The following is a 14,542-nucleotide window of genomic DNA, read 5'->3' as shown; positions in this document are numbered from 1 at the left end:
GTGCGGTTTCGGGCGTCCGGAGGTGGGCTAACCCGGCTGGGGGAGCGCCGCCCTTCGCTATCAAACCGTTACCCCGGTTGGGCTAGTCGACCTGTACTTTCGGCCTAGTGAAGTGATCGACATCACGCAACGGAGGCGAGGTAGCGCGTAAGGCTCCGCACTCGTTCCCCAACGGGTGACGGTCGTAAGGTGAAAAATGCTCAACACGACTGTCGGCATTGGTTTGGGCTGTCCGCTCCTCGTCGATAGTAATTCGCCAGTCTGCATATCTCACGGTTGATGCGGGGCGCATATGTGCCCCTAATGCCGACGTGTTCGTCGTCGCTGGAGATTGCTTTTCTGGGTCCCAAGTTCCGAAAGGGTGCCATCATGACGTCCGCGATCAGAGAACTGTCCAGTGTGGACGGTCTGGCCACGGCGGCCGTGCCGGACCGCCGGTTCCTGTGCCTGCCACCGGCCGGAGGCACCCTCGGCACCCTGCGCGAGGTCGCCGTGGCGGCGACCGGCACCGAGGTTTGGGGGGTGGAGTACCCGGGGCGCGGCAGCCGGATCGCCGTGCCGCCGCCTGCCTCGATCGAAGAGCTCGCCGAGCAGCTCGCCGGCGAGTTCGCCGGGTTGTTCGGCCCGCGGGGCGTCGCGCGCACGGTCGTGGCCGGGTTCAGCATGGGTGCGTTCGTCGCGCTCGAACTGACCCGGAGGGTGCACGCCCGCTCGGGTGCGGCCCCCGCCGCGCTGGTCGTCGTGGGGGCGCTCGCACCGCAGCGGCGGGTGCCGGGCAGGTACGCGGCGGCCGACGCCGACGCGCTCGCCAGGATGCTCGACCGCGACGGCCTGACCCCGGCGGCCCGCGAATCCGCCGAGGTGCGGGAGTACGCCTTGGGCCTGCTTCGCGACGACCTGCGGTTGACGTGCGCGTATCGCGGGCCCGCGACTGCGACGGTGCCTTGCCCGGTCGCCGCGCTGTGCGGCGCCGACGATCCCGCCTTCGCCGGTATCGAAGACGAGACCGAGGCATGGCGGGAGTGGGCGACCGGACCGTTCATGGCCGGGATCGTGCGGGGTGGCCACCTCGGGCTGCTGACGGCGGGGCGGGGGACCGAGTTCTGGGCCTGGATGCGTCGCGTGGAGCGGGCCGTGCTGGAACCGGAGGCCGGCGATGACTGAGCCACGACAGTCCATCTTGGACGGACCGGTCCGGCGGATACCCCGGCTGAACTGGTGCCGGCTGTTCGAGCTCCGCGCCGCGAAATGCCCCACGCGGACCGCGCTGGTCGCAGACCGCACCGCCTGGACGTTCCGGGAGCTGGACACTTCCGGCAACCGGCTCGCCCGGCTGCTGCGCGAGGCCGGTGCCGCGCCAGGGGCGGTGGTCGCCTGCGCGATGACGCGGTCCGCGCGGGCGGTGCTGAGCACGCTCGCGGTCGCCAAGGCCGGCGCGGTGTACCTCCCGATCGATCCGGGGCAGCCCGAGCCCAGGGTGGCCACGATCCTCGCCGACGCCCGTCCGTCGGTGCTGCTCACCGACGTCGCGAGGTTCGCCGAGCGGGCCGACGTCGTGCTCACCGCCGAGAGCCTGCCGCCGGCACTCGCCCGGTACGACGGGTGCCCGCTCCCGGACAGCGGCGCCGCAGGACCGGCTTACGTCATCTACACCTCCGGTTCCACCGGCCATCCCAAAGGGGTCGTGGTGGGGCACCGGAGCCTGGTGAACCTGTACGGCGAACTCGCGGCGCGGTTCTTCCCCGCGGGCGGGCCGGAGCGGGTGGCGCACGGGATGCCGTTCGCGTTCGACGCCTCGTGGAACCCGTTGCTGTGGATGGTCGGCGGGCACGAGCTGCACCTGGTGCCCGGCGAGGTCCGGGCCGATCCAGGCCGTTACGTCGAGTTCGCCCGCGCGCACCGGCTGACCGTGGTGGAAGCCGTGCCGGCGCACCTGTCGGCCCTGCTCGAAGCCGGGCTGCTCACCGGTGGCGCCCGCCCGGAACGGCTGCTGATGGGCGGCGAGGCGGTCGGCCAGGCGCTGTGGTCCCGGCTGCGGGCGGTGCCCGGACTGAGGTCGGTCAACCTCTACGGGCCCACCGAGTGCACGGTGTTCAGCACGGCCTGCCGGCTGGACGAAGACGGGGCTCCCGCGATCGGGCGGCCGATCGGCAACACTCGCGCGGAGGTCGTCGACGCCGAGCTGCGGCCGGTGCCGGTGGGCGAGCCTGGTGAGCTGCTGGTCAGCGGCGCCTGCCTGGCCCGCGAGTACCTCGGCCGCCCGGAGCTGACCGCCGCCAGATTCGTGACCGCGGGACGGCGCGCGTACCGGACCGGGGACCTGTGCCGCTGCCGGCCGGACGGGCGGCTGGAGTGGCTGGGGCGCCTCGACGAGCAGGTCAAGATCCGCGGCCATCGCGTCGAGCCGGGCGAGCCGGAGCACGTCCTGCTCGGCCTGCCGGGGGTGCGGCAGGCGGCGGTCCGTGCCGAAGGCGACGGGGACGCGCGGCGGCTGGTGGCCTACGTCGTGCTCGACACGGGCACCGGTGCCGAACTGCGGGAACGCCTTCGCCAGGTGCTGCCGGAGCACCTCGTCCCCTCGGCCGTGGTCACGCTCGGCGCACTGCCGGTCGGTGCCAACGGCAAGGTCGACCGCGCCGCACTCGCCGTGCCAGCCGGTGAACCGGCCCCGCCGCCGCTGCTGAGCCCGGCCGAGGAGCAGGTCGCGGCCGCGTTCCGGGCACTGCTCGGGATGGCCGAGGTGACCGAGGTGACCGCGCAGAGCGACTTCTTCGTACTGGGCGGGCACAGCCTGTCCGCCGCCGCGCTCGCCGGGCGGCTGCGGGCGCTGGGCGCGCGGTGCTCGCTGCGCGACGTGCTGCGCCGGCCGACGGTCGCCCAGCTCGCCGAACTCGTGCCGGCCGAGATGGAAGGAAAGGCGCGAAATGAACGACTATGAAAGCCGCGAAAGCGGCGAAAACTGTGACGACTATGACGTGATCGTCATCGGCGGCGGGCCAGGTGGCTCGACCGCGGCCGGGCTCACCGCCGCGGAAGGTCACCGCGTGCTGCTGCTCGACAAGGAAACCTTTCCTCGGTACCAGATCGGCGAGTCCCTGCTGCCCGCCACCGTGCACGGGATCTGCGCGATGCTCGGGCTGCGGGAGGAGATTGAGCGGGCGGGGTTCGTCCGCAAGCGGGGCGGCACGTTCAGCTGGGGTACCAGCCCCGAGCCGTGGACGTTCGCCTTCGCGGCGTCCGAGCGGATGGCCGGCCCGACCTCGTACGCCTACCAGGTCGAGCGCACCCGGTTCGACACCATGCTGCTCGGCAACGCCGAACGGCTCGGCGCCGACGTCCGGCAGGGACACCGGGTGCTCGGCACGGTCCGGGTGGGCGGCCGGGTGGGCGGCGTCCGGTACACCGACGACCGGGGACGCGAACGGCTGGCCACGGCGCGGTTCGTGGTGGACGCCTCCGGCCACGGCAGCCGCGTGCACCACGACGTCGGCGGCCGGCGCGAGTACTCGTCGTTCTTCCGCAACCTCGCCCTGTTCGGCTACTTCCTCGGCGGCCGTCGGGTCCCCGAACCCAACGCGGGCAACATCCTGTGCGCCGCGTTCTCCCACGGCTGGTTCTGGTACATCCCGCTGTCGGCGGCGCTGACCAGCGTCGGCGCCGTGGTCAAGGCCGAGGCCGCGGCCAAGGTGCAGGGCGATCCCGAAGCGGCCTTCGCCGGCCTGATCGGGGAATGCCCACTGATCAAGGACTTCCTCGCCGACGCACGACGGGCCACGGACCCGCCCTACGACCGGCTCCGCGTGCGCAAGGACTACTCCTACGACCGGACCGTGCTGTGGTGCCCGGGAATGGTCCTGGTCGGCGACGCGGCCTGCTTCATCGACCCGGTGTTCTCCTCCGGCGTGCATCTGGCCACCTACAGCGCACTGTTGGCCGCTAGGTCGATCAACAGCACCTTGGCCGGGCAGGTCGCGGAGGACCGGTGCTTCGCCGAGTTCGAAGCCCGCTACCGCCGGGAGTTCGCCCTGTTCCGGGATTTCCTGGTCGCCTTCTACCGGATGCACACCGACGAGCGGTCCTACTTCTGGCAGGCGCACCGGCTGACCCGGCAGCACGGCACGGACCAGCAGGCCTTCGTCGATCTGGTCGGCGGGGTGTCCTCGGCCGACTTCTCCCGCGGGCTCGCGGACGACGTGCTCGCCGAAGGGGCGCAGTTGCAGCTGCGCGGAATGCTGGGCGAGGCCGCGGGTGCCGAGCCGCCGATGTTTCCCGGCGGGCTCGTCCCCTCGCCGGACGGACGACGGTGGCTGGTGCCGGATGTCTGACATCGCGGTCCTGCTCGCCGCACTCGCCGTGCTGCTGAGCCTGGCGCGGCTGTCCGGCTCGGCCGTCGCCAGGCTGGGGCAGCCCGCGGTGATCGGCGAGATCGCGTGCGGGCTGCTGATCGGCATCGCCCTGTCCACCGGACCGGATCTGCCGGTGCAGACCGGGGTGACCCTGGACGCGATCGCCCAGCTCGGCCTGACGCTGTTCCTGTTCTGCGTCGGCGCCCGGCTTGCCCCGTCGATCACCGACCGGTGCGTCAAATCGGCGGTGGTGCCGGCGCTGGGCGCCGCGGTGGTCCCGTTCATCCTCGGCGCGCTGCTCGCGCTGTGGCTCGCCCGCCGCCATGCGCCCGCGGGCACGACGGCCTTCGTGCTGTTCGCCGCGGCGGCCATGTCGGTCACGGCTTTTCCCGTGCTGGCAAGGATTCTCGCCGAACGGGGGATGCTCGACGACGATGGCGGGCAGCGCGCGCTGAGCGCCGCGGCGCTCACCGACGCCGCCGCCTGGACCATGCTCGCGTTCGTGGCCGCGTCGCCGCTCGGCGAAACCAGGGCGTGGTCGCTGGTCATGATCGTGCCGATACTGGCCGGTCTGCTCGCCGTCGCGCGGCCGCGGTTCGGGCACTGGGTCGCGAGCCTTTCGCGGCCCGCCGCGACCACGCTGATGGTCGCGCTCGCCTGCGCCGGCGCGGCGGCCACCGACGCCATCGGGCTCCACTCGGCACTCGGCGCGTTCCTCGCCGGTGCCGCGATCGGCCGTTCCGCGCCCAAGGTGGACCCGGCCGCACTGGTCGCGCCGCTCGGCTCGTTGCTGGTCCCGCTGTACTTCGTGCTGGTCGGGCGGAAGATCGACCTCGGCGAGTTCGACCTCGTCCTGGTGCTGGAGACCGTCGCCGTCGTCGTGGTCGCCGTGGCCGGGAAGTGCGGTGGCGGCTACCTCGGTGCCCGCTTCGCCGGGCAGCCGCCGCACTCGGCCGCGGTGTTCGCGGCGCTGATGAACACCAGGGGCGTCACCGAGCTCGTCTTCCTCAGCATCGGGCTGGGCCTCGGCGTCATCGACAGCGCGTTCTACACCGCGATGGTCGCGATGGCACTGGTGACGACCGCGATGACCGGCCCGTTGCTGAACCTGCTCCGCCAGCCGAACGAGGTGCACTGACATGCCTGACATGACCGAATATCCGCCGGAACCGTGGCGCATCAAGATGGTCGAACCGATCCGGGCCACCACCAGGGAGTACCGCGAACGGGCGCTGCGCGACGCGGGCTGGAACCCGTGCCTGCTGCGCTCCGAGGACGTCCGGGTGGACCTGTTCACCGACTCCGGCACGAACGCGATGTCCGACCGGCAGTGGTCGGCGCTGCTGCGCGGTGACGAAGCCTATGCCGGGGCACGCAGCTTCTACGTGTTCGAGCAGGCCGTGCGCAGCTACTACGGCTACGAGCACGTCATCCCGGTCCACCAGGGCCGAGGCGGGGAGAACATCCTGTCCCGCTGCCTGATCCGCCCCGGCACGCATATCGCCGGCAACATGTACTTCCCCAGCACCCTGGCGCACCAGGAGCTCAACGGCGCGACGTTCCACGACGTGATCGTCGACGAGGCGCAGGACCCGGCTTCCGAACATCCCTTCAAGGGCAACGTCGACCTCGGCAAGCTGCGGGCGGTGATCGCCGAGGTCGGGCCCGCGGCGATGCCCTACCTGTCGATCGCCGCCACCGTCAACATGGCTGGTGGCCAGCCGATCAGCGTCGCGAACCTGACCGAGGTCTGCGAACTGGCGCATGCCAACGGAATTCCGGTGTTCCTGGACACCGCACGCGCGGTCGAGAACGCCTGGTTCGTCCAGCGGCGCGAACCGGGCTGGGCGGACCGGTCGATCGCGGAGATCCTGCGCGCCCTGTGCGCGCCGACCGATGGCGCGGTGATGTCGGCGAAGAAGGACAGTCTCGCCAACATCGGCGGCTGGATCGGGCTGCGCGACTCCGGCCTCGCCGAGCGGGCCCGCGATCTCGTGCTGCTCTTCGAGGGCCTACACACCTACGGCGGAATGGCAGGGCGCGACATGGAGGCCATCGCGCAGGGCATCGCCGAATCCGTCGACGAGGACCACATCGGCGCGCGGGTCGCGCAGGTCGAATACCTCGGCCGTCGCCTGCACGCCGCGGGGGTTCCGATCATCCGCCCGCTCGGCGGGCACTGCGTCTGCGTCGACGCGACCGCCACCCTGCCGCACATCCCGCGCACCGAGTTCACCGCGCAGACCCTCGCCGCCGCGGTCTACCTCGACGCCGGGATCCGCGGGGTCGAGCGCGGCGGCGTCTCGGCAGGACGCGACCCGGAAACCGGCGAGAACCGGTTCCCGCCACTGGAGTTCCTCCGCCTCGCCATCCCGCGCCGGGTCTACACCCGCGCCCACATCGACCTGGTCGCGGACAGCGTCATCCGGGTGCACCGGCAGCGCGACCGCATCGTCAACGGCCTCGCGTTCAGCTACGAACCGGACCACCTCAGGTTCTTCCAAGCCCGCTTCAAGCCCACGCAGGGCACGAGCATCTTCGCCGAGGGCGGGGTCGAGTAGGGCGCAGCACTGCGCTGCCCGACGAACGTCAGGCCGGAGGCGGGTTGTCGAGGAGCACTACGCCGTACTGAGCCAGGAGGTCGGCCTGCTCCGTGTCGTGGCGCGCGTCGGCGGATCCGACCGACTGGAAGTAGCCCTCGATGGCCCCGGGGTTGTTGATGACCAGCAGCTCCGCGGTCGTGGTGAGGGGCTGGAAGGTGTGCGGGACGAAGCGAGGTGCGTAGATGTAGGCGCCGGGCTCGGCGTCGTGCACCTCGCACTCCTCCAGCGAGTTCGACCCCACCCAGAAGCGGACGCGGCCGGCAAGTACCACCCAGCTCTCGTCCTCGCGGCTGTGGCTGTGCAGGGGCGGCGCGTCCTCGCGGTGCATGGTCAGGCGCAGGACGCTGACCGCTCCATTGCTCTCGGTGGTCGACACGACCTGCTCGTGCAGGAAGTGGTAGTAGCGGTAGGTCTTGCCGTCAGCTCTGTTGCGTATCAAGGCATTGCTCATGATGGGCTCCCTAGGAGAAGTTGCGCTGCCTCTTCATATAGTTGTCTGCGCAAGCAGCTATATCCACGAATTGTGCCGCACGTCATAGTTCGGCCAAGTAGCTACCTGCGCAGGCACCTAGGTGTGCGATCTCCGCTACAGTCCCGCCATGGCGACCGAGAAGTTGAGTCCTCTGGAAGACGAGGTGTGGCGGGGGGTCCTGCTCACCCATGACAGCATCACGCGCTCGATCCAGGAGGGGCTCGCGCCCCTGAACGTGAGCCTGGCCGAGTACAGCGTGCTCGCCCTGCTCGGCGAGGCCGGCCCGAAGGGCATGCGGATGTCCGAGCTGGCCGAGCGTCGCGTGATGTCCACCGGCGGGTTCACCCGCCTCGCCGACCGCCTGGAGCGCCGCGGGCTCATCCGGCGCCAGCGGTCTGGTGTGGACGGTCGCGGTTTCGATGCGACGCTGACCGGCGAGGGTCGCACCCTGCTGCGCAAGGCTTGGCGCCAGCAGTACCGCGACCTCCGCGGGCTCTTCTTCGACCGGCTCGACGACGACGATCTCCGTCAGCTCGCCGGCATCTGGGAGCGGCTCGCGGTCGAACCTTGACGTGTGAATCCCGGTTCACTACCGTGTGAATCCTGATTCACAAATTGACCTCCGGAGGCGACCATGCGTTCAGTGGTGTCAGAGGTGTCAGAGGTGCCTCAGGCGACCGGCGTGCCCGGCCGGTTCCCGCCGGGGCCGCGGCTGCCGGCCACCCTGCAGGGCGCCCGCTGGCTGCTCGGTTCCAGCTCGTTCCTGGAGCGCTGCCACCAGCGATACGGCGATCTGTTCACTTTGGACCTGGCCGCGAAGGCGGCACTCGGGCCCGCGGCCGACCGGAGCCAGGGCCGGTGGGTCTTCGTCGCGGATCCCGCGCACGTCAAGCGGATCTTCACCGCCGACCCAGCGGTGGTGCGCACCGGTGCCACCAACAGGTTCCTGGAGCCGCTGGTCGGTCCGCGTTCGATACTGGTGCAGGACGAACCCGAGCACCGCGACCAGCGCAAGCTGCTGCTGCCGCCGCTGCACGGCGAGCGCCTGCGCGGCTATGGCGCGGTGATGTCCGAGGCCGCCGAGGCGGAGCTATGCCGCTGGCCCGTCGGCGAGCCGTTCGCGCTCTGGCCCCGCATGCAGGCGATCACGCTGGAAGTCATCGTGCGCACCGTTTTCGGGATCACCGAACCGAGTCGGCTCGAACACGTGACCAGGGCGCTGCGCACCATGCTGGACCGCATGACCAACCCGCGCTGGCTGTTCGCGCAGGGCCTGCTCGCCACCATCGCCAGCCCGCCGTCGGACCGGCTCCGGGGAGCGGCGCGCCGCCTGGTGGGGCCGGTCGAGGAGGTCATCCTCGACGAGATCCGCCGTCGACGCGCCATGCGGGACCTCAACGATCGGACCGATCTGCTGTCCATGCTCGTCCAGGCCGAGTACCAGGACGGTTCGCCGATGAGCGACCGGGAGCTTCGCGACGAGCTGATGACCCTGCTCATCGCCGGACACGAGTCGACCGCCACCGCACTGGCCTGGGCCTTCGAACTGCTGCTGCGCCACCCGGAGAAGCTGGCGCGCCTGCGCGACGAGACAGGTTCGGACGAGTACGCCGACGCGGTGGTCAAGGAGACGCTCCGGCTGCGTCCCGTGGTGCCGTTCGTGCTTCGCTGCCTGAACGAGCCGATGGAGCTCGGCGGTCATTCGCTGCCGGCCGGTACCTGGCTCGCGCCCTGCGCGTATCTGGTGCACCGGCGGCCCGACTGCTACCCGGAGCCGCTGGCCTTCCGCCCCGAACGCTTCCTCGACCAGCCCGCCGGCGCCTACACCTGGCTGCCGTTCGGCGGCGGCGGACGCCGTTGCCTCGGCGCGGGTTTCGCGCAGCTGGAAATGACCAGGGTGCTCCAGTCCGTCGTCTCCCGTGCCGAACTCGTGCCGGCCAAAGTGAAACCGGAGGAGATCAGGGCCAGGTTCATCACGCTCGCCCCCGCCCGCGGCACCGAGGTCGTGCTGCGTCGCCGGATGGGGGTCCGGTGAACGGGACCAAGGGGGCCGGGACCAGGGCGCGCCTGCTCGCCGCCGCGGCCGAGCTGATCGCCGAAGGCGGTTACGCACCGGCCTCGGTCGGCGCCATCGCCGAGCGCGCCGGGCTGGCCAACGGGGCGCTCTACCGGCACTTCCCCTCCAAGGCCGAGCTGTTCGTGCAGGTGTTCCGCGACGCCGCCGAAGACGAGCTCACCGCGATGCGGGCGGCCGCCGCACGGTCCGAAGACTTCGAAGACCGCCTGGACGCGGTCGTCCGCACCTACGCCACCAGCGCGTTCGCCAGCCCGCACCTCGCGTGGGCGCTGGTATACGAACCCGTCGACCCGATCGTCGACGCCGAACGCCTCGCCTACCGGCGGCGGTACTGCGACGGCATGGCGGACCTGCTCCGGGACGGCGTCCGCGAGGGCGCGATCCCGGAGCAGAACGTCGAACTCGCCGCGGCGGCGGTGGTCGGCGCGATCGCCGAGGCACTGGTCGGCCCGCTGTCCCCGGCGTCGGGCCGGGTCCAGGCGCAGGACCGGATCGTCACGGAGATCGTCGGCTTCTGCCGCGGGGCGATCGGCCTGTCCCGCTGACCCGGTTCGGGCGAGATCAGAAAGAAGAATTGATCGACGGCCTGCCGGTTCAACGAATCTAATTGGTGACTTCGCTTGTCGAGTGGTACGGCGGTTGATAGCCTCGCCCGACCATAGTCCCTGTTGAGGAGGGGTCCGAAGTGGTCCGCTGGAGGGGTGGGGACTCGGCATGGCAGGAATAAACAAGGTCAGTCTCGGGCACATCGAAAATGCTCGTACGGAGACCGACAACGCGGCGGCGCACTTCGGTGTGATGCTCAAGAACTGCGAGAGCATCAGTTTGAATCTCGTCGGCGGGCACGGGGAAGAGGGTGTCTACCAGCAGAAGCTGGCCGTCTTCTCCCAGGAGTGGAACCGGGTGCTCGGCGAGTTCCTCGAAGACGAACGCAAGTTCGTGACGTTCCTCGGTGAGCTTCGGGAGCGACTTCAGCAGGCGCACGGCCTCTACCAGCAGAACGAGTTCCGGAACACCGAGGTCATCGGTGAGCTGGGCAAGCGACTGGACGAGCTGGGGGGTTGACGACATGGCACCGACGCCGGACCCGCAGCCTGGCCACGCCGACATCCAGCAGCTCGACCCCGCCTTCACCCACGCCCCGGAACTGGCCGGCTGGCTGGAGTACCTGGCGCACCCGGAAGACCACTACGGACCGCGGCGGGTCAGGGAGACCGACATCGGCACCGGCTACACCGGCGACCCCAAGGAGGTGAAGAGCAAGATAGGCGGCAGGACGACTGATGTCGGATCGGTCATGCAGGATCTCACCGTGCGTGGGTTCTTCGCTGCCGCGGACGTCCTGTCCGGACAGGATCTCGACTCCATCGGCAATGCGGTCGCCCTGATCGAGGAGCTGCGGCACCGCAAGGACGGTACGGTCGGGCCGTTGCAGGACACCGCTGATGTCTACGAGCGGATGGACACCGCGCTCGGTCTGGTGCTGCCCAACTGGACCGATGACGCGGGCGTGCTGGTCGGCGAGGTCTACGCGGACATGCATGTCTGGTACACCCGGCGCACCGAGGACCTCTTCGTGATGTCCAAGCGCCTGATCGAGTTCGGGGCCGCGATCGCGACGGCCCGCAAGAACCTCAACAATCTCATGAGCAAGCTGGTCGACTCACTGCACGCGCACACCGAGGACGATGTCTGGGACGACGTGCTGTTCTTCCTGCTCGAGCACGTGGTCGGGTTCGCACTGGGCAAGCTGGATCCCAGCGGCGCCACCGGGCTGGGCTACTCGGTGCTGTACGACAAAGCGATCAAACGGGCCGAGTCGGACACCGTGCGCGGTGGCCTGACCGGGGACCAGTACTACACCATTCTCGGGTCCTACCTGGTGGCCGCGCGTAGCGTGTGCGAGTCGGCGGCCGTGGTGGTGGACAAGGCCGTGACCGGCAGCAGCCTCGAAGTCCGCGCGCTCAAGGGGTTGCGTACCGGCATGCCGACCGCGCCCGTGCTGGGTTAGGCGAGCTCAGCGCTGGGCGTCCCAGTGCCGTCCGCGGCGGGCGCGCTGGTGGCGCCCGCGCCGAGGACCGGGGACGCGCGACACGAGGAAGTCCGGGTGGAGTCCGGCGAACTCGGGTGCGCTGATGCGCATCAGCACGAGGTACTTGATGCCTCCGTGCAGCAGCTCGGTGTCGCGCACGCGGCCCACTTCGCGGAAGCCGAGCGCGCCGTGCAGCGACAGCGAGGCCAGGTTGCCGCCGTAGACGCTGACCTCGCACTCGCGGTACCGGCGCTGCCCGAACATGTGCGCGAGCAGGACGTTGATGGCGTCGCCGGCATAGCCACAGCGCCGGTGCTGCGGCCCGATCCCGATGCCGTAGCTGAACCGGGCGGAAAGCGGGTCGGCCTCGATGGTGCACATCGAGCCGACCAGCAGCCCGCCGTGCAGGGTCTCGATCGCGAGCTGGAAGTTGTCGCCGGCCGCCCGATGCGCCGCCCAGTGCCGGTAGCCGCCGATCTGAGATGGGGGCATGCGAGGCTTTTTGCGCATGCCCCCATCGATCGGGTGCGGGTGTCCCGCAAGATCCTGCGGGGGTTCGCCACGTGCCGAAGCGCGGTCGAAGCCGATCAGCGTGCGGTGATCCGCCGGGCCGATTTCGCGCAACCGGACCTTCCGTCCCAGCAAGCCGGGCGAATCCGGCACCGGACCGCGAGGGCTCGCCAGGCCTGCACGGGCCGGGTGCGACATCATCAGCTTCGACGATACCGGGCCGCGCCGACGTACTTTCAGCGGTATGGCCCGTCCCGGCCGGACGGTGGGGCGCTGGTTCATCCGCCCCACCCCACCGTCCGACCGTCGCCGGGTCAGCTGCCGGTGCAGGCCACCGTGGAGAACGGCTCGCCGGTGCCGGTCTTGGTGGAGACCACCGCGCCGTCGACGGTGATCTTGCAGCTCACCGAGCCGCCGTTCTCGTCCGTGCTGATGGTGAGCGTGCCGCCCTTGTACACGCCCTTGTTCTCCACCTGCTTGTTCCACGGCAGGGACGCGACGGTCTCGGTGCTCGGGTTGAGCACCTCGCCGTAGATGATCTCGACGTTCTTGGCGTCGCCGGTGACCTCGTAGGTGACGCTGGCCGTCCGGTTGACCTCGTCGGTCACCTCGGTGACCGCCTTGTTCACCAGTACGGCCACCACGATGCTGACCACCAGGCCGAGCACGGACACGATGATGCCCGCGATCGAGAGTCCCTTGTTGGTGGCCTTTCCCTTGCCGACGAGGGAGAGCCCGACCGCGGAGAAGACAAGGCCGAGCACGACCAGCGGCCATGCGATGACCCCGATGATCGGGATCGGGGAGAAGACCAGGCCTACCAGGCCGAGCACGAACCCGGCCGTGCCGAGGCCGTTGCGGGGCGCCGGGGGTGTCGGCGGTGCCTGCGGCGCGTGCGGGGCCGGGGGGTAGGGGGTCTGCTGGGTCACGGGTGGTGTCCTTTCAAAGGGGATCTGCGGGGAGGGATGTAATCAGCGTGAGGTTTTGCACCGCGTCGTCCGCCGGCATGAAGCCAATACGACAAAAGTCGTCATTTCCAGCGTCGGACGGTCGAACGCACGCCACGGTGTGATGACATGTGCACCCAGCGTGATGATCACCGCGGTGCCGGGGTGTGCCGGACTCTCACGGTCTTCTCAGTCCGCGCTCAGGGTAAATACCAGAAGCGGCCATACGCTCACAAAGTGTCCGCAGATATCGAAGTTGTGCCCAGTACGAATCGGAAGAATGCTTTTCGGCGAAGGGGGCTGCTGGCCGCGGCGGTCGCGGTCGCGGTGCTGGCCAGGGTCTTCATGTTCGACCACCAGTCGCTCGACTACATCGCGTTCATCAAGCGCTGGTACGACTTCATCGCGGCCAACGGCGGATTCGGTGCGCTGAAGCACAGTTTTTCGGATTACAACGTCCCCTATTTGTATCTGCTCGCCGCATTGACGCACACGCCGATTCCCGTGCTCGCCGGAGTAAAGATCATTTCGGTGGCCTTCGACCTCGTGCTGGCGTTTTTCGTATACCGGATCGTCGCGTTGCGGCGGCCGGGCGGATGGCTGCCGCCGGTGGCCGCGCTGGTGGTGCTGCTCCTGCCGACCGTGGCGACCAACAGCGCGCTGTGGGGCCAGGCGGACGCCATCTACGCCGCGTTCAGCCTCGGCGGTATCTACTTCGTGCTCCGCCGGCGGCCGTGGCTCGCTTGCGTCTTCTTCGGTCTCGCGCTGGCGTTCAAGCTGCAGGCTGTCTTCGTGTTCCCGCTGCTGCTCGTGCTGGCGCTGCGGAAGTGGCTGCCGTGGCGTGCCCTGCCGGTGGTGCCGGCCGTGGTGCTGCTGCTGGACGTGCCCGCGTTGCTGGCCGGTGCGCCGCTGAAGCAACTGCTGTCCATCTACGTGCAGCAGGCCGGCTCGTATCAGGCGTTGTCGCTGCGAGCTCCTTCGATCTACCAGTTCTTCCCGGCCGGCGCGGACGCGGCGGTGATCCGGCCGATCGGGGTCGCGGTGACCGGGCTGGTGGTGCTCGGCCTGGTCGCCGCGGTGGTGCTCAGGCGCGCGACGCTGAACCCGGCGCGGATCGTGCTGATGGCGACCGTCTCGGCGATCCTGGTGCCGTTCCTGCTGCCGTCGATGCACGAGCGCTACTTCTACCTGGGCGAGGTGCTGACCGTGGTCGCCGCGTGCTACCTGCCGCGACGGCTCTGGTACGTGCCTGTTCTCGTTCAGGGGGCGGTGTTCCCGGCCTACCTGGACGTGTTGTTCCCCAAGGGGATGGGCAAGGGAGGGCAGCCCGGGATGATCATCGGCCAGGCCCCGCCCGGCGGCGTGGCGACGCCTCCACCCGGCGGCGGCCGGGGGCCGGTGATCATGGGCGGCGGGCCGGGAACGTCGATGTACGAGCCAACGCTGGAGTACCGCATCCTCGCCGCGCTGATGGCGCTCGCGGTGATCTCCGTGCTGTGCACGGCGTGGCGGGAGTTCCGGCGAAGTTAGCCGGGGAGCTTGCGCGGGCGCACCT

14 protein-coding genes are annotated in these 14,542 nt (G+C 70.0%); 11 read left to right on the top strand and 3 right to left on the bottom strand.

Annotated elements, in window-relative coordinates:
- Nucleotides 1-369 precede the first annotated feature (369 nt).
- Genes AMYNI_RS0107820 through AMYNI_RS0107800 form a run of 5 tightly spaced genes read left to right on the top strand, consistent with a single transcriptional unit; the run spans nt 370 to nt 6,907 of the window.
- Nucleotides 370-1,164 (top strand): thioesterase II family protein, encoded by a 795-nt coding sequence (locus tag AMYNI_RS0107820; RefSeq protein ID WP_020667443.1) that lies wholly within the window; start codon nt 370-372, stop codon nt 1,162-1,164.
- Nucleotides 1,157-2,938, top strand: a complete 1,782-nt coding sequence (locus tag AMYNI_RS0107815) for an amino acid adenylation domain-containing protein (RefSeq protein ID WP_040405603.1) — start codon at nt 1,157-1,159, stop codon at nt 2,936-2,938. Before AMYNI_RS0107820 ends, AMYNI_RS0107815 begins: the two co-directional genes overlap by 8 nt.
- On the top strand, nt 2,925-4,325 hold the full coding sequence (locus tag AMYNI_RS0107810; RefSeq protein ID WP_020667441.1) for a tryptophan 7-halogenase: 1,401 nt from the start codon (nt 2,925-2,927) through the stop codon (nt 4,323-4,325). The genes AMYNI_RS0107815 and AMYNI_RS0107810 overlap by 14 nt, the downstream gene beginning before the upstream one ends.
- Nucleotides 4,318-5,484 carry a cation:proton antiporter gene (locus AMYNI_RS0107805; protein WP_020667440.1) on the top strand — a complete coding sequence of 389 codons (1,167 nt, stop codon included), beginning with the start codon at nt 4,318-4,320 and terminating at the stop codon, nt 5,482-5,484. The genes AMYNI_RS0107810 and AMYNI_RS0107805 overlap by 8 nt, the downstream gene beginning before the upstream one ends.
- Before the next feature lies 1 nt (nt 5,485).
- Nucleotides 5,486-6,907, top strand: a complete 1,422-nt coding sequence (locus AMYNI_RS0107800) for a tryptophanase (protein WP_245573899.1) — start codon at nt 5,486-5,488, stop codon at nt 6,905-6,907.
- 28 nt (nt 6,908-6,935) lie between these two features.
- Here the strand turns inward: AMYNI_RS0107800 and AMYNI_RS0107795 are convergent, their stop codons facing one another.
- Nucleotides 6,936-7,400 carry a cupin domain-containing protein gene (locus AMYNI_RS0107795; RefSeq protein ID WP_020667438.1) on the bottom strand — a complete coding sequence of 155 codons (465 nt, stop codon included), beginning with the start codon at nt 7,398-7,400 and terminating at the stop codon, nt 6,936-6,938.
- 148 nt (nt 7,401-7,548) lie between these two features.
- Here AMYNI_RS0107795 and AMYNI_RS43955 point away from each other — a divergent pair, with 148 nt between their 5' ends.
- From AMYNI_RS43955 to AMYNI_RS0107770, 5 genes are all read left to right on the top strand, one after another.
- The gene (locus tag AMYNI_RS43955) at nt 7,549-7,992 is read left to right on the top strand and encodes a MarR family winged helix-turn-helix transcriptional regulator (protein WP_020667437.1); all 444 of its coding nucleotides are present in this window, start codon (nt 7,549-7,551) and stop codon (nt 7,990-7,992) included.
- 84 nt (nt 7,993-8,076) lie between these two features.
- Nucleotides 8,077-9,456: a cytochrome P450 gene (locus AMYNI_RS0107785; RefSeq protein WP_211225465.1), complete on the top strand. Its 1,380-nt coding sequence runs from the start codon at nt 8,077-8,079 to the stop codon at nt 9,454-9,456.
- Nucleotides 9,453-10,043 carry a TetR/AcrR family transcriptional regulator gene (locus AMYNI_RS0107780; RefSeq protein ID WP_020667435.1) on the top strand — a complete coding sequence of 197 codons (591 nt, stop codon included), beginning with the start codon at nt 9,453-9,455 and terminating at the stop codon, nt 10,041-10,043. Before AMYNI_RS0107785 ends, AMYNI_RS0107780 begins: the two co-directional genes overlap by 4 nt.
- 169 nt (nt 10,044-10,212) lie before the next feature.
- The gene (locus AMYNI_RS0107775; protein ID WP_157357285.1) at nt 10,213-10,563 is read left to right on the top strand and encodes a hypothetical protein; all 351 of its coding nucleotides are present in this window, start codon (nt 10,213-10,215) and stop codon (nt 10,561-10,563) included.
- Between the two features lie 4 nt (nt 10,564-10,567).
- A complete protein-coding gene (locus AMYNI_RS0107770) occupies nt 10,568-11,509 on the top strand; it encodes a hypothetical protein (protein ID WP_020667433.1) in 942 nt (313 codons plus the stop codon).
- Nucleotides 11,510-11,515: 6 nt separating this feature from the next.
- On the opposite strand, the gene AMYNI_RS0107765 is transcribed toward AMYNI_RS0107770, so the two are convergent.
- Nucleotides 11,516-12,241, bottom strand: a complete 726-nt coding sequence (locus AMYNI_RS0107765) for a GNAT family N-acetyltransferase (RefSeq protein WP_084628323.1) — start codon at nt 12,239-12,241, stop codon at nt 11,516-11,518.
- Between the two features lie 113 nt (nt 12,242-12,354).
- Nucleotides 12,355-12,969, bottom strand: a complete 615-nt coding sequence (locus tag AMYNI_RS0107760) for a DUF4190 domain-containing protein (RefSeq protein ID WP_020667431.1) — start codon at nt 12,967-12,969, stop codon at nt 12,355-12,357.
- Between the two features lie 255 nt (nt 12,970-13,224).
- Between AMYNI_RS0107760 and AMYNI_RS43950 the strand changes: the two genes are divergently transcribed.
- Nucleotides 13,225-14,517, top strand: a complete 1,293-nt coding sequence (locus tag AMYNI_RS43950; protein ID WP_169515715.1) for a glycosyltransferase 87 family protein — start codon at nt 13,225-13,227, stop codon at nt 14,515-14,517.
- Nucleotides 14,518-14,542 lie beyond the last annotated feature (25 nt).

Source organism: Amycolatopsis nigrescens CSC17Ta-90 (assembly GCF_000384315.1).
GTDB classification, from domain to species: domain Bacteria; phylum Actinomycetota; class Actinomycetes; order Mycobacteriales; family Pseudonocardiaceae; genus Amycolatopsis; species Amycolatopsis nigrescens.
The sequence above is the reverse complement of the archived record's forward strand: the minus strand, read 5'-3'. Positions and strand labels throughout refer to the sequence as shown.

Coding starts and splice junctions, on each gene's coding strand:
- AMYNI_RS0107820 (WP_020667443.1), top strand. CDS start 370: ATGACGTCCGCGATCAGAGAACTGTCCAGTGTGGACGGTCTGGCCACG.
- AMYNI_RS0107815 (WP_040405603.1), top strand. CDS start 1,157: ATGACTGAGCCACGACAGTCCATCTTGGACGGACCGGTCCGGCGGATA.
- AMYNI_RS0107810 (WP_020667441.1), top strand. CDS start 2,925: ATGAACGACTATGAAAGCCGCGAAAGCGGCGAAAACTGTGACGACTAT.
- AMYNI_RS0107805 (WP_020667440.1), top strand. CDS start 4,318: ATGTCTGACATCGCGGTCCTGCTCGCCGCACTCGCCGTGCTGCTGAGC.
- AMYNI_RS0107800 (WP_245573899.1), top strand. CDS start 5,486: ATGCCTGACATGACCGAATATCCGCCGGAACCGTGGCGCATCAAGATG.
- AMYNI_RS0107795 (WP_020667438.1), bottom strand. CDS start 7,400: ATGAGCAATGCCTTGATACGCAACAGAGCTGACGGCAAGACCTACCGC.
- AMYNI_RS43955 (WP_020667437.1), top strand. CDS start 7,549: ATGGCGACCGAGAAGTTGAGTCCTCTGGAAGACGAGGTGTGGCGGGGG.
- AMYNI_RS0107775 (WP_157357285.1), top strand. CDS start 10,213: ATGGCAGGAATAAACAAGGTCAGTCTCGGGCACATCGAAAATGCTCGT.
- AMYNI_RS0107770 (WP_020667433.1), top strand. CDS start 10,568: ATGGCACCGACGCCGGACCCGCAGCCTGGCCACGCCGACATCCAGCAG.
- AMYNI_RS0107765 (WP_084628323.1), bottom strand. CDS start 12,241: ATGATGTCGCACCCGGCCCGTGCAGGCCTGGCGAGCCCTCGCGGTCCG.